Source organism: Thioalkalivibrio sp. ALE19 (assembly GCF_000428605.1).
Classification (GTDB): Bacteria; Pseudomonadota; Gammaproteobacteria; order Ectothiorhodospirales; family Ectothiorhodospiraceae; genus Thioalkalivibrio.
Genome location: NZ_AUAG01000001.1, coordinates 116,732 through 130,563 on the forward strand (window position 1 = coordinate 116,732; position 13,832 = coordinate 130,563).

Here is a 13,832-nt window from a genome sequence, read left to right on the forward strand (position 1 = left end):
TCCAGGACACGTGAATTCCGCCGCCATGATACAGCGGCCGACCGCTCAGGGCCCGCCTCCGGCTCCAGCGACGCCCCCTGCGCCCCACGGGAAACACTGGCAAAATACCACCCTCTGAGCCCCCCTTGGCAAAGTCGGCCCATCCATGATGAACATCCATGCCCCTGCATCCAGCCGAACCTTCCTGCCCGGGGATGCCCTCAGCCTCTGGGCCGCCGGAGCCCTCTATGCGGGTGCGTTCGTGGCTCCCCTGTCCATTTCTCTGGGACAGGCCTTCCAGCTGCTCCTCCTGATCCTCGGAGTCCTTTTCGTGCGCCGTAACTGGTCACACCTGAGAGGATCCCCGCTGATCTGGCTGCCTGTCGCTTTTGCCGTTTACGTGGTCCTGCGGACGGCATTTGCAGCCCTGTTCGAACGCCCGGATCTCGCCACCTCACACTGGGACGAGATGACCACCTGGATGAAGACCGCGATCGTACCCGTGATGATCTACGGCCTCGCCCTGGCTGCCACTGGAAACTGGCTCCGCCATGGTCTGGTCACAGTAGCCCTGCTGCTGGCCGGTTACTGTATCTATCTGGCAATGCACATCTCGCCCGCGGACCTGGTGGCAGCCCTCCAGACCACCGGCCGGTACAACATGGAACTGGGGTTCCGGTCCTCGGCCATCAAGCTCCCGGCCATCATTACAGCCCTCGTAATCACCACCGTGTTCTTTTTCGCCACCCTGTCGTCTGCGCCATCCCGAACGCGCTGGTCCCTTCTGCTCGGTGGCAGCCTGATTTCTCTGGCACTTCTTGCTTTTTTCATCGCCTCGATCATCGCAACCAAGAGCCGTAATGGCTGGCTCACACTGGCGATCGCGCTGGTTGCGGTACTTGCATTGAGTATCTGGGCATATCGCAGAGACCTCCATCGCATTCGGGGAGCACTGCTGGGCGCGATGGTGGCGATGCTGCTCGCCGCCGGCACTCTGGCCACCTTCAGCTGGGACCACATCAGTGAACGCTGGGGACAGACAGCCGATACCGTACAGCAGACGATTGCCCTGCCTTTCCACGGGAACATCGAGGAACTGGAGCGCGATTCCGTGGGCGTCCGGGTCGTCTACTGGGCATTTGCCTGGGAACGTTTCCTCGAGCGTCCTCTGGTGGGGCGGGGTGCCGCCGACCAGCGCCACCTGACGGAAGAATTCCCGATTCCGCCCCAACTTGAGGATCGCGACGACACCTTCCACAACTCCCATCTCGACATCCTGGTCCGTTTCGGCCTTGTCGGGTACGGCATGATCGCCGTCTTCACGATGATCCTTGCCGTAGCCGCGTGGCGCATGCTCGGCATGGCGGGGAGCACTCGTGCGATCGGAATCTACACCCTGGCCTTCCTGCCGGCGCTGTTTTTCTGGGCCATGAATGCCCAAATCCTGCATCGATATACCATGGAGCACTTCTACGGTCCGATCCTGGCTCTGCCCTTTGCATTCGCAATCTCGAGGATACTGACCAGGAACAAACCCGAGTCACCCGGACAATCATCGTAATGCGTACTTTTTCCGGGACACCGGGACAATGGAATACGCATCCGGGTGTCGGGCATTGCCACATCCTGTCCGACCCCGGAATGCTCCGGGAGTGCAATAACGACCTGTTCGACCCCGAGGCATTGCGGGCACGAGGTCAGTGGACCGGCAGCAGCAGCGGCCGACGGGCGGCCCACTTCCTGCATCACGAGGGGCGCGACTGGGTCCTGCGCCATTACTGGCGGGGCGGACTGATGGCCCGGGTTGCCACGGATACCTACCTGTGGGCCGGGCTGGAACGCAGCCGGCCGGTGCGCGAGTGGCGCCTGCTGGCGCAACTGCACGAACTGGGTCTGCCGGTCCCGCGTCCGGGGGCCGCACGGGTCTGCCGCCACGGGCCGGTGTATCGTGGCGACCTGCTGAGCGAACGCATCCCGGACAGCCACCCGCTGGATGAATGGATCGGGGACGGAAAGGACGCGCCCGAACTTTGGGACGCAATCGGCCGGGTGATCGCCCGGTTCCACGCCCATGGCGCCTGGCATGCGGATCTCAACGCCCGCAACATCCTGATCCAGGACAACGGACAGGCCTGGCTGATCGACTGGGACCGGGGCCGGATCGGCTGCCATCGTGGGCTTCAGGACAATCTGACGCGCCTGCGGCGTTCGCTGGACAAATGGGCGGCGACCCGCGAACGCGGCGCCCTCGGCTGGCCGCACCTGCTTCAGGCCTACAACGAGGAACGGAAACCGGCATGACTACCCCGCGGTTGGCCGTGCTCGTGTCCTACACCGGGGATGGCGGCGTCGAAAAGATGATGAACCATCTGCTGCGCGGGTTCGTGGATGCCGGCGTGCAGGTGGATCTGCTGTTGCTGAAGGCCCGCGGCGGCCATGTGGAGGATATCCCGGCAGAGGTCAACGTGATCCGGCTGGATGCGCGAACCTCCCTGCTGGCGCTGCCCGCGGTCACCCGCTACCTGCGTCGCCAGCGCCCCGACGCGTTCCTGGCGGCCAAGGATCGCGCCGGCCGCGTGGCCCTGCGCGCGCGCCGGCTGGCACGGGTCCCGACGCGGATCGTTCTGCGGATGGGGATGCACCTCAGCGGCTCGCTGGCCGACAAGACCGCCCTGCAGCGATGGCTGCGTTACCGCCCCGTCCGGCGACTGTACCCGCTGGCGGATGCCATCGTCGCCGTGGCGCAGCCGGTGGCCGACGACCTCGCCCGTATAGGGCGCATCCCCCCGGAGCGTTTCCGCGTCATCGCCAACCCGGTGATCTCGCCATCCCTGAGTGCCAGGGCCGAAGAAGCCGCGAAGCATCCGTGGCTGGAAGCCACCACACGGAGCGAAACACCGGTGATCCTGGCGGTGGGTCGACTGCGGCCGCAAAAGGATTTCGCTACCCTCCTGCGGGCCTTCGCGCTGCTGCATGCCCGGCGACCCTGCCGGCTCATCATCCTGGGGGAAGGACCGGAACGGGACCGCCTGCAAGGCCTGGCGCGCGAACTGGGTATCGCCGACCATGTCGATCTGGCGGGTTTCCGCTCCAATCCGTATCCGTTTATGCGCGCTGCCAACCTGTTCGTGCTTTCCTCCCGCTTCGAGGGATCGCCCAATGTCCTGGTCGAGGCCATGGCGCTCGGGACACCGGTAGTGTCGACGGACTGCCCGAGCGGTCCGCGCGAGATCCTCGCCGGGGGCCGCCTTGGCCCGCTCGTCCCGGTGGGCGACGCCCCCGCGCTGGCCGATGGCATGGCCCGCGGCCTGGAGGCACCGGTCGAACCGGCGCTGCTGCAACAGGCCGTCGCCGACTACACCATTGCCAGGAGCGCCCGCACCTATCTGGATACGCTGGGCCTCGCGCCAACGACCAATCCGGAAACACACACCCCATGAAACCGCCCGTCCTCGTCGACCTGCCCACCCGGGAACTCCGGCGCTACCTCGCCAAGCGCGATCCGGCATCCAAGGCCCGGTTCTTCATCGACGGTTTACTCCTTCCCCGACGCGTCCGCCGGGGTCAATGGCACCGGCGGACCGAACCCTTCGACCAGCACCCGATCTACGCCCTTCTGGAGCATCTGCTGGACGAAGAGCGCAGCCGCTCCGAACACGTGGAGGCGCTGCATCGCTACTATCGGGCTCGCGGAAAAACCGAGGATCAGGCCGAGGAAAAGATCGCGCGTTCGCTGGACAAGTACCTCGAGCGGTACCGCGGCCTCGCCCGCAACATGGCGGAGAACGGATACGTCGCCGGTCTGGGCAAGGACGAGATCGGCGTGGCCATCGGCCCGGACGGCGAATTCATCAAGGTGGCGAACGGCAATCACCGGCTGGCGGTCGCCCGTCTGGTCGGCATCCCGCAGGTGGTGGGCGAAATCCAGTTCGTGCACCGCGACTGGCTGCGCCGCCAACCCTCGCAACGCGACGTCGACGAGACCCTGCTGCATGCCCTGGGCTCGCTGAATGCCCGACGCAATCCCGCGGATTCCTGACGCACCCGCGGTTACAATACCGTGACCGATCCCCGCCAGCCCTGATCCATGCTGATTTCCTATCGCAAGAATTTCCTGTTCGTGCACATCGCCAAGACCGGCGGGACCAGCATCCGGGCGGCACTGCGGCCGTATCGCTGGGGCGGCTGGTACAGCATCCCGCTGTGGGCGGCCAGCCAGGTCAGCCAGCTGACCCGCCCCCGGCACAAGCTGGGGCTGAAGTTCCCGCGCCATGCGAAGGCGATCGCGGCCAAGGAAATGCTGCCGGAGCCGGTCTACCGCGAGCTGTTCAAGTGCGCGATCGTGCGCAACCCCTGGGATCTGCAGGTCAGCTCCTGGCACCACATCCGGCGGGAGAAGCCGGAGGTCCTGGAAGGGGTCAAAACCTTCGGCGATTTCCTGCGGCTGAAGTTCGACCCCGAACGGCCGTATGACTACATGCTGGACACCTCGGCGGAGCTGCAGCACGAGTACATCGTCGATCTGCAGGGACGCGTGATCGTGGATTTCATCGGCCGCTACGAGAACCTGCACGAGGATTTCGCCACGATCTGTCAGCGCATCGGGATCCCGACGCCCGAACTCCCGCATCTGCGCCGCGCCAGCGAACGCGACGACTATCGCAGCTACTACGACGACACCCTGGCGGAGATGGTGGCGCAGCATTACCGCCGCGACCTGGAACTGCTGGGCTACGAATTCGATGCCCCGACTTCCGCAAACCGGTGACCGCCCGGAGATCCCGGGCCTCGGGACCCTCGCGCTGGAGGACTGCCTCCACGAGTACCCGGGCAAGCGACGGATCTTTCGCGCCCGGTTGCCCGACGATCGGGCGGTAGTCGCCAAGTTCTATCTCGGGCGCATCGCCCAGTGGGCCGAATGGCACCGTGGCACGCGCGGGGCGCGCCGGCTGGAGGCGGCCGGCGTGCCGGCGCCGGCGGTGCACCATGCCGGCTACTGCCCGCAATACCGCGCGTGGCTACTGGTGCTGGACCTGGTCGAGGCGGATACCCCCTGGCCACCGCCCGGCGGTGATCCCGGGCACGAGGCCCATGCCCGGCTGCTGACCACCCTGGCCGAACACCACCGCGCCGGTATCGTGCAGAACGATCTCAACTGGCTGAACTTCATCCCCCACGGCGGAAAGCTGTACGCGATCGACGGGGACCGGGTCCGGCGCCGCGCCGGGGCGCTGGCCCGCGGGCCCGCCCTGCGCCACCTCCAGCGGCTGTACGCCTCAAAGACCCGCGTGCCCGAGGCGCGCATCCGCGAGGGCTTCCGGCGCTACCACGAGCTGCGCGGCTGGGACGCGAGCGAGGCCGAACTGGAACGTTTCCTGCGGGTACTGCGCCACGCCCGCGTGCGCCATGCCCGCCGCGTTGCGCACCGCGCGGCACGCGGCTGGAAACACTACCCGCGCTTTCGCAGCGACGACCTCGGGATCATCCACGACCGGCGCAGCCTCACGCGCGAGCAGGCCGGCGAGATCGCCCGCCACCTGTACGCGACCGGCGAGCTGCCGGAGACCGTCGCCTCATCGGACACGCCCGAACTCTGCGCCCGGCGGATTGATGCACCCTGGCAGACCCTGCCCGCCCTGCTGCGCCCGGCCCTCACCCGCCGGACCGCGCGTCGGGTCTGGAGCCATGCGCTCACCCTCCGGCGGCTGGGGCTGGCGGCGCCACGGCCGGTGGCCGTGGTCGCCGCGGATCGCGGCATGATCTGGCTGGTCCAGGAAGCAATCGCGGACATGCACCCGCTGACGGACGGCGGCCCTCCGCCCGGTCCGGAAGCGGCCGAGACACTTTGGGCGGGTCTGCGAGACTACGGGATCCGGTTCCGCGGGCGGGACCCGCGCATGCTGGGCAGCGACGGCCATGCGTTGTGGATCCTCGATCCGCTGCCGCTGGCCTTTGCCCGGCCGGGGGCGCGCGGTCTTCTGCGCGCCGCGCAGCGCGACCGGGAGTGGCTGCTGCAGGTCAGCGAGCGGCGCTGATCCGCCACTCGCCCGGCGTCAGTCCAGCCCCCAGCGACGCTCCTTGGCGTCGTTGGCGACCCGACCGGGCCAGGCGATCACGTTCTGGATGCGCTGCATGTACGGCGGGATCACCTGCTTCCAGGCATCGTCCGGCCAGATCACACTGCCCTCGGTCTTGCGAAAGACATCCGCCGAACCGATGTTGTGATGCGCCATCTCCGCCCAGGAATCCAGCTGCGGGCGCTCGAACTCCAGCCCCAGGCGCTCCATCAGCTTCGGCAGCTGGTCCTCGGGGTCGTAGGCCAGCTTCTCGTAGTTCACCATGATGTGCGGCTCGTTGCGCAGCAGGTGGTACAGCCGCAGCGAACGGTGGGAATAGGAGAAGGTAGGGAGGTAGTTCTGCTGCTTGCGCTTGCGCAGCGACTGCGCCCGCCCGCGCGGGTCGCGCAGCACGTGGATTGGCACCACGTCGATGTCGGGCGCGGCCATCAGCCGGCGCAGGCGCTGCACCGACTTGGAATTGTCGGTCACGAACGGGACCCCGCTGACCTCGGAGACCACCTCGAACAGCGTGCGGTTGTGCTCGTTGAAACGGGCCGGGTCGCGCGCATGCACGTCCAGGGTCTCCAGATTGCAGCCCAGGCGCTCCTCCAGCCGGGCGTTGACCGCCGACCAGAACTCGCATGCCCAAAAGCTGGGCGCGCCGCAGGGGCAGGGATGCTTGCGCGCGTAATGCGCCAGGCGCCGGACCCCGCCCAGCGCGCGCACCTGGCTGTGCGCGTCCAGCAGGATGTCCAGCAGGGTCGAGCCGCTGCGGCCCATGCCCACGAGATAGAGTACTTTCATGTGTCGGATTCGCCCTGTCGGATACGCTCCATCACCGCGCTGGTCGAACAGCCGTCCACGAAGCCCAGCACCTCGACCCGGCCGCCGGCCGCGGTGACGGCATCATAACCCGCGATGTCTTCCGGCCTGTAGTCGCCGCCCTTCACCAGCACGTCGGGCAGCACCTCGCCGATCAGGGCCGCCGGGGTGTCCTCGGCAAACGGCACCACCCAGTCCACCGCGGCCAGGCCGGCGAGTACGGCCATGCGGCCCTCCAGCGGGGTCACCGGTCGTCCGGGGCCCTTCAGGCGCTGCACCGAGGCGTCATCGTTGACCGCCACCACCAGCCGGTCGCCGCGAGCCCGGGCCTGCTCCAGATAAGCCACGTGCCCGGCATGCAGCAGGTCGAAACAGCCGTTGGTCATCACGATGCGCTCACCGGCAGCCCGTGCGCGCTCCAGCGCGGCCATCAGCCCGGCGCGGGACAGCACGCCGCGACCGGCGCCCTCCGGCTCGTGCCGCGCCGCGCGCAGTTCGTCCGGCGAGACCGTCGCGGTGCCCAGCTTGCCGACCACGATCCCGGCGGCGAGGTTGGCCAGATGCATCGCATCCTCCAGCGGCTCCCCGGCCGCCACTGCGGCCGCCAGGGTCGCGATCACGGTGTCGCCGGCACCGGTCACGTCGAACACCTCGCGGGCGCGCGCCGGCTGATGCACCGGCGGCCGGTCGGGACGGAACAGGGTCATGCCTTCCGCGCCGCGCGTCACCAGCAACGCCTCGATGCCATGCTCGCGAAGCAGACCGGTGGCCGCGCGCTCCAGCGCCACCGTGTCCGGACAAGGGCCGGCCACGGCCTCCAGTTCCGCGAGATTGGGCGTCACCAGGCTCGCGCCGCGATAGGCGGAGAAATCGGTGCCCTTGGGATCCACCAGCACCGGGCGGCCGGCGGCCCGTGCCGCGCGGATCAGCGGCTGCGGGTCGCGCAGCGCCCCCTTGGCGTAGTCGGACAGCACCACCACCTGGCAGTCGCTCAGCAACGGTTCGAAATCCGCCATCAGGTCACCGGCCGTGGCGCCGGGGAAACCGTCCTCGAAATCCAGCCGGATCAGCTGCTGATGACGACTGATGACCCGCAGCTTGGTGATGGTCGCGGCCCCCGACCGGCGCCGGAAGTGGCAGCGAACGCCCGCCTCCTCCAGCAATGCGGACAGATCGGACGCGGCCGTGTCGTCCCCGGTCACCCCCACCAGGTCGGGACGACCGCCCAGCGCGGCCAGGTTCAGGGCGACGTTACCGGCCCCGCCCGGACGCTGCTCGATGTCGCGCACGTGCACCACGGGCACCGGCGCCTCCGGCGAGATGCGGTCGGTCGCGCCGTGCCAGTAGCGATCCAGCATCAGATCGCCGGCGACCAGCACGCGGGCCTGATCCAGGGGGGGCAGGGTCATGGTCATGCGCTCGCGCCGGGGTTCTGTCGAGCGACAGCCCCGGGGCGCGAAATCAGTCGGCGGCGTCTTCGAGGATGTAGATCGTGCCGCAATAGGGACACTGGTAGCGCCCGTCCTCGGTCTCGTCGATCGGGATGTAGACCCGCGGGTGCGAGGCCCACAGCGCCGCCCTGGGACCCGGGCAGTGCAGCGGAAGGTCCGCACTGGTGACCCGTACGGTCGTCTCGGCGTTGGCGGTCTCGTACTGATCCTGATGTTTGGCGGTTTCGGGATTCACCATGGTTCGGGTCTCGCTCCGGGTCGGGGTCGCGTGAATCAATCAGACGTAGGTCAGCCAGTCCTGATGGCGGGAATCACGCCCATGGACCACGTCGAAGTAGCGCGACTGCAGCAATTCCGTGATGGGACCGCGGCTGCCGGAGCCGATCGGCCGGTCGTCGACCTCGCGGATCGGGGTGACCTCGGCGGCGGTCCCGGTAAAGAAGGCCTCGTCGGCGATGTAGACCTCGTCGCGGGTGATGCGCTTCTCCACCACGCGGAAGCCCTCCTCGGCCGCCAGCTCGAGCACCGTGCGCCGGGTGATGCCGTCCAGGGCCGAGGTCAGATCCGGGGTATAGATCACCCCGTCGCGGATGATGAAGATGTTCTCGCCACTGCCCTCGGCGACGTAGCCCTCGGTATCCAGCAGCATGGCCTCGTCGTAGCCGCAGCGGGTCGCCTCCTGCAGGGCCATCATCGAATTCATGTAGTTGCCGTTGGCCTTGGCCTTGCACATGGTCACGTTCACATGGTGCCGGCTGAACGACGACGTACGGATGCGGATGCCGTTCTCGATGCCGTCATCACCCAGATAGCTGCCCCAGCTCCAGGCCGCCACCATCACGTGCACCTCGAGATTGTCGGCGCGCAGGCCCATGCCTTCGGAACCGAAGAAGGCCATCGGCCGAAGATAGGCGCTCTCGAGATTGTTCTCGGTGATCGCCGCCTGTTGTGCACGGTTCAGACGCTCGGCGGTGAACGGCAGGGTCATGCCGAGGATCTTGGCGGAGTTGAACAGGCGCCGCGTGTGATCCTCGAGACGAAAGATGGCCGGCCCGTGATCGGTGGGATAGGCCCGGACACCCTCGAACACCCCCATCCCGTAGTGCAGGGTGTGGGTCAGAACATGGGTCTTCGCATCCCGCCAGGGCACCATCTCGCCATCCAGCCAGATCACCCCGTCCCGGTCGGCCATCGACATCGCTTGCGTCCTCGGTTTCGTGTTGTTCCGTCGGGTCAGCCTCGGGAAGCAGCATCAACATCGGCATCGCCGAATACGCTCTCCCAGGCACGCATCACCCGCGCGCGCACCGCCTCCAGCTCCGCATCCGGCTGTTCCACGCGGGCGTCGCGCCCGGCAAGGGTCAAACGGTGGATGCGGTTGCGCAGATCGCGGTAGGCATCGGCCAGTTCGCTGCTGAACCCGGCGTCGATCACGCCACTGGCGCCCAGGGCCTCCAGGGTGCGGATCTTGTCCGGGTATTCGCACACTGCCGGATACTCGTGCGCGGCAACCAGAACCCAGTATTGAACCATGAATTCGATATCGGTGATACCGCCACGGTCGCGCTTGAGGTGGAAGCCATCGCCCGGTTTCGACGCGTGCTCGGTCAACATGCGCTGGCGCATCTCCACCACCTCGCGGCGCAGGGCATCGGCATCGCGCGGACGGGTCAGAACCTCCCGGCGCAGGGCGGCGAAGTCCTCGCCCAGCAGACGATCCCCGGCGACGAAACGCGCCCGCACCAGTGCCTGGTGTTCCCAAGTCCAGGCCGACTCGTCCTGGTAGCGACGGAACGCCTCCAGCCCGGAAACCAGCAAACCGGCCGTACCCGAGGGGCGCAGCCGCGTGTCTACTTCGTACAGCCGCCCGGAGGCGGTGAACGCCCCCAGCAGATGCACCACCCGCTGGGCGACCCGGGCAAAGAACTCGCTGTTGTCGATCACCTTCGGCCCGGCGGTGCGGGCACTGGCGCTGTCATCGCTGTCGTGCAGGAACACCACATCGAGATCCGAACCGTAGCCCAGCTCGAAGCCACCCAGCTTGCCGTAGCCGATGACCGCGAAACGCGCCGGACGGCAGGCGCTGGCATCCTCGCCGCACTGCGGCGCGCCGAAACGCTGCACCATGTGCTCCCAGGCCAGGTGCAGCACCTGTTCCAGCAGCACCTCCGCCAGCCAGGTCAGATGATCCGAGACCTTCATCAGCGGCAGGAACCCGGTAATGTCGGCCGCCGCCACGCGCAGGGTCTGCACCTGCTTGAACTGGCGCAGGCGGTCCAGCATCTGCTCGTGGTCCTGCCCCGGGAAGCGTGCCAGCTCGTCTTCCAGTTCCGCCTGCAGGCCCTCGCGGTCCGGCGGAGCGTACAGCGCGCGCGGATCCAGCAGTTCGTCCAGCAGCAGGGGATGATGGGTCAGCTGGTCGCTGATCCACGGACTCGCGCCCACCAGGCGCACCAGCTGGGACAGCGCCAGCGGGTTTTCCACCAGCAGCGACAGATACACCGAGCGCCGCGCGATGGTGCGAATCAGCTGCAGCGCCCGCGGCAGGACATCGTCGGGCGCGTCCTGCTCGGCGATGGCCCCCAGCAGCAACGGCATCAGCCGGTCGAGACGCTGACGCCCGGTGGTGCTCATCGCCCGCACCCCGGGGCTTTCGCGCAGATCATTGATGCCGGCGAAGGCCGACCCGGGATCGTTGAAGCCGAGTCCGGCCAGCGCCTCACGGGCCTCGTCCTCGTTCAGCGTGCCCATCCACAGCCGCTGGATCTGCTGTTCGCGATCGGCCTCCGGCGAGTCCTCCATGCTTTCTTCGCCGGCCCGCTGCGGGGCAACGAAGACCTGATCGAAATGGGCATGGACCCGGTGCTGTTCGCGTACCAGCGCGGCCTCGAAACTGCCCTCGTCCTCGAACCCCATGGCCAGCGCCAGGCGCGCGCGGTCATCGCCCTCGCGCGGCAGACGGTGGGTCTGCTGGTCGTTGAGCATCTGCAGGCGGTTCTCCACCCGCCGCAGAAAACGATAACCGCGCTCCAGCTGTTCCACCACGTAATCGGGCAGCAGCTCGCGCTCCCCGAGCACCGCCAGCACGCCCAGCAGGTCGCGCCGCTGCAGGGCCTGATCGCGTCCCCCACGGATCAACTGGAAGGCCTGGCCGATGAACTCGATCTCGCGGATCCCGCCCTCGCCGTGCTTCACGTCCTCGAACCGGCCCTTGCGCGCGGATTCGTCGTTGATCATCTGCTTGAGCTGGCGCAGGTTGGCCAGCGATCCGTAATCCAGGTAACGGCGATAGATGAACGGGCGCAGCCGGCGCATCAGGCGCCCGCCGGCCTCGACGTCCCCGGCGATCACCCGCGCCTTGATCAGCGCGTAGCGTTCCCACTCCCGACCATGGGCCTGGTAGTAATCCTCCATCGCGTCGAAGTGCATCGCCAGGGGGCCGGTATCCCCGAACGGCCGCAGGCGCATGTCGACCCGGTAGCAGAAGCCGTCCGCGGTCACCTCGGACAGCGCGGCGATCAGCGCCCGGCCGAGGCGCTGGAAATAGGTCGGGTTGTCCAGCGGCTTCGCGCCGTCGGTCTCGCCATTCTCCTCGAAGGCAAAGATCAGATCGATGTCGGAGGAGAAATTCAGCTCGCCGCCACCCAGCTTGCCCAGCCCCAGCACCACCAGCGACTGCGGCGATCCGTCCTCGGCGCTGCGCGGCTGGCCGTGGCGCGCGCGGTAACGCGTATCCAGCCATCCCAGCGCCGCACCGATCAGGCCGTCCGCCAGGCGGCTGAGGTCGTGCATGACTTCTTCCAGGTCCGCCGCGCCGGCCAGATCCCGCCAGCCAATCCGCAGCAGCTCGCGATGGCGCGTCTCGCGCAGCGCCCGACGCAGGCCGTCCTCGTCCTCCGCGGCGTCCACCCGGGCCTGCAGGGCCGCATGAAAGTCCGCGTCGGTGCAGGCCGGTATGCGGCCCTCGGCATCCAGCGCCTCCACCAGGTAGGCCGGATGGCGCCGCACCGTCTGCGCCAGGTAATGGCTGAAGGCCAGCGGCCGGTGCTCGGCGGGGGGCGAGTCCGGCGCTACGCCTTCTGCCGGTTCCATTTCCTCCCACAGGCGCCGGATCTCGTCCTCCAGAGCGGCGGGCAGCGGGGCGGGGGTCTGCGGCAGTGGCTTGTCCATGGGTCTCAGATTAGGGAAACACCGATCGATGTGCACGTCCGGGTCGGGCCGCCGCGACAAACAATCCGGATGATGGGACTTGACCACGGAAGATAATACAAATAACAATCGTTCTCGCTTTTATGGCGAATCAATCACAGGAACCACCCGTTTCGAGGAACAACAGCCATGCATACCCGCCCCCTGAACTGGATCATCGGTGCCGCCGCCACGGTGGCCATCACCCTGCCGCTTGCCGGCTGTGGCCCCGACGCCGATAACGGTGCCGACGACGCGGCCACCGCGGACGCCGGTGAGGTCAATCTCTATTCCGCACGCCAGGAACAGCTCATCCAGCCGTTGCTGGAAGACTTCACCGACGAGACCGGGATCGAGGTCAACCTGGTGACCGGGGGTGCCGACGCTCTACTCCAGCGGCTGCGGCAGGAAGGCCGCAATTCGCCCGCCGACGTGTTCATCACCACGGACGCCGGACGTCTGCACCAGGCTCACGCGGCCGGGGTACTCCAGGGGATCGAGAGCGAAACCCTCGAAAACAACGTCCCCGAGCGCTACCGCGACCCGGATGGCGAGTGGTTCGGCCTGTCCATGCGCGCCCGGCCCATCATGTACCACACCGACCGTGTCGACCCGTCCGAGCTGTCGACCTACGAGGCCCTGACCGACGAGCAGTGGGAAGGCCGGATCTGCATCCGCTCCTCCGACAACATCTACAACCAGTCGCTGGTCGCCTCCATGATCGCCACCGAGGGCGAGGACGCAGCCCAGCAGTGGGTCAACGGCATCGTGGCCAACATGGCCCGGCGTCCGCAGGGAGGTGACCGCGACCAGATCCGCGCGGCGGCCGACGGCGTGTGCGACATCGCCATCGCCAACACCTACTACCTCGGCATGATGCTGGAAGGCGAAGGGCGTGATCGCGAAGTGGCCGAGCAGATCGGGGTCTTCTGGCCCAATCAGGACGACCGCGGCACGCACGTGAACATCTCCGGCGCCGGGGTCACCGCCCACGCGCCCAACCAGGAGAACGCGGCGCGGCTGATCGAGTACCTGACCTCCGAATCCGCCCAGGAGTGGTACGCCGAGGCCAACCAGGAATACCCGATCCGCGACGACGTTCCCGCCAGCGACATCCTCGCCGGCTTCGGTGATTTCGTCTCCGACGACATCGACCTGTACCTGCTGGGCGAGAACAACGCCGAGGCGGTGCGCACCCTCGACCGGGGTGGCTGGCGCTGATCCCGCCTGACCCGGAGACCCCCGCAGCGCCCCGGCCACCCCGTGGTCGGGGCGCTTGCGTGTGGCCCCCCGGAGCGCAGCAGTGGCCGTACTCCCCGCAGACTGCGGGGTC

Annotated in this window: 12 protein-coding genes; 7 read left to right on the forward strand and 5 right to left on the reverse strand. The window is 67.8% G+C overall.

What is annotated here, in order from left to right; translation table 11 throughout:
* Positions 1 to 145 precede the first annotated feature (145 nt).
* The 6 genes from F787_RS0100615 to F787_RS0100640 are packed head-to-tail and all read left to right on the forward strand — an operon-like array spanning position 146 to position 6,014.
* A complete protein-coding gene (locus F787_RS0100615) occupies positions 146 to 1,540 on the forward strand; it encodes an O-antigen ligase (protein ID WP_018947466.1) in 1,395 nt (464 codons plus the stop codon).
* Entirely contained in the window at positions 1,540 to 2,280 is a 741-nt protein-coding gene (locus F787_RS0100620; protein ID WP_081694058.1) for a 3-deoxy-D-manno-octulosonic acid kinase, read from the forward strand. The genes F787_RS0100615 and F787_RS0100620 overlap by 1 nt, the downstream gene beginning before the upstream one ends.
* A complete protein-coding gene (locus F787_RS0100625; protein ID WP_028491000.1) occupies positions 2,277 to 3,419 on the forward strand; it encodes a glycosyltransferase in 1,143 nt (380 codons plus the stop codon). Before F787_RS0100620 ends, F787_RS0100625 begins: the two co-directional genes overlap by 4 nt.
* The gene (locus tag F787_RS0100630; protein ID WP_028491001.1) at positions 3,416 to 4,018 is read left to right on the forward strand and encodes a hypothetical protein; all 603 of its coding nucleotides are present in this window, start codon (positions 3,416 to 3,418) and stop codon (positions 4,016 to 4,018) included. The genes F787_RS0100625 and F787_RS0100630 overlap by 4 nt, the downstream gene beginning before the upstream one ends.
* A gap of 48 nt (positions 4,019 to 4,066) precedes the next feature.
* On the forward strand, positions 4,067 to 4,747 hold the full coding sequence (locus F787_RS0100635) for a sulfotransferase family 2 domain-containing protein (RefSeq protein WP_028491002.1): 681 nt from the start codon (positions 4,067 to 4,069) through the stop codon (positions 4,745 to 4,747).
* Positions 4,722 to 6,014 (forward strand): hypothetical protein, encoded by a 1,293-nt coding sequence (locus tag F787_RS0100640; RefSeq protein ID WP_028491003.1) that lies wholly within the window; start codon positions 4,722 to 4,724, stop codon positions 6,012 to 6,014. Before F787_RS0100635 ends, F787_RS0100640 begins: the two co-directional genes overlap by 26 nt.
* An 18-nt stretch (positions 6,015 to 6,032) precedes the next feature.
* Here the strand turns inward: F787_RS0100640 and F787_RS0100645 are convergent, their stop codons facing one another.
* The 5 genes from F787_RS0100645 to glnE are packed head-to-tail and all read right to left on the reverse strand — an operon-like array spanning position 6,033 to position 12,481.
* Positions 6,033 to 6,842: a sulfotransferase gene (locus tag F787_RS0100645; RefSeq protein WP_028491004.1), complete on the reverse strand. Its 810-nt coding sequence runs from the start codon at positions 6,840 to 6,842 to the stop codon at positions 6,033 to 6,035.
* Positions 6,839 to 8,275, reverse strand: a complete 1,437-nt coding sequence (hldE, locus tag F787_RS0100650; protein ID WP_028491005.1) for a bifunctional D-glycero-beta-D-manno-heptose-7-phosphate kinase/D-glycero-beta-D-manno-heptose 1-phosphate adenylyltransferase HldE — start codon at positions 8,273 to 8,275, stop codon at positions 6,839 to 6,841. Before hldE ends, F787_RS0100645 begins: the two co-directional genes overlap by 4 nt.
* Positions 8,276 to 8,321: 46 nt before the next feature.
* On the reverse strand, positions 8,322 to 8,549 hold the full coding sequence (locus F787_RS0100655) for a zinc-finger domain-containing protein (RefSeq protein WP_018869775.1): 228 nt from the start codon (positions 8,547 to 8,549) through the stop codon (positions 8,322 to 8,324).
* A gap of 39 nt (positions 8,550 to 8,588) precedes the next feature.
* Positions 8,589 to 9,509, reverse strand: coding sequence for a branched-chain amino acid transaminase (locus F787_RS0100660; RefSeq protein ID WP_028491006.1), 921 nt, complete (start codon positions 9,507 to 9,509; stop codon positions 8,589 to 8,591).
* 35 nt (positions 9,510 to 9,544) lie between these two features.
* Positions 9,545 to 12,481 carry a bifunctional [glutamate--ammonia ligase]-adenylyl-L-tyrosine phosphorylase/[glutamate--ammonia-ligase] adenylyltransferase gene (gene glnE, locus F787_RS0100665; protein WP_028491007.1) on the reverse strand — a complete coding sequence of 979 codons (2,937 nt, stop codon included), beginning with the start codon at positions 12,479 to 12,481 and terminating at the stop codon, positions 9,545 to 9,547.
* A 168-nt stretch (positions 12,482 to 12,649) separates the two neighbouring features.
* On the opposite strand from glnE, the gene F787_RS0100670 reads away from it, so the two are divergent.
* A complete protein-coding gene (locus F787_RS0100670; protein ID WP_028491008.1) occupies positions 12,650 to 13,720 on the forward strand; it encodes a Fe(3+) ABC transporter substrate-binding protein in 1,071 nt (356 codons plus the stop codon).
* Positions 13,721 to 13,832: the final 112 nt, after the last annotated feature.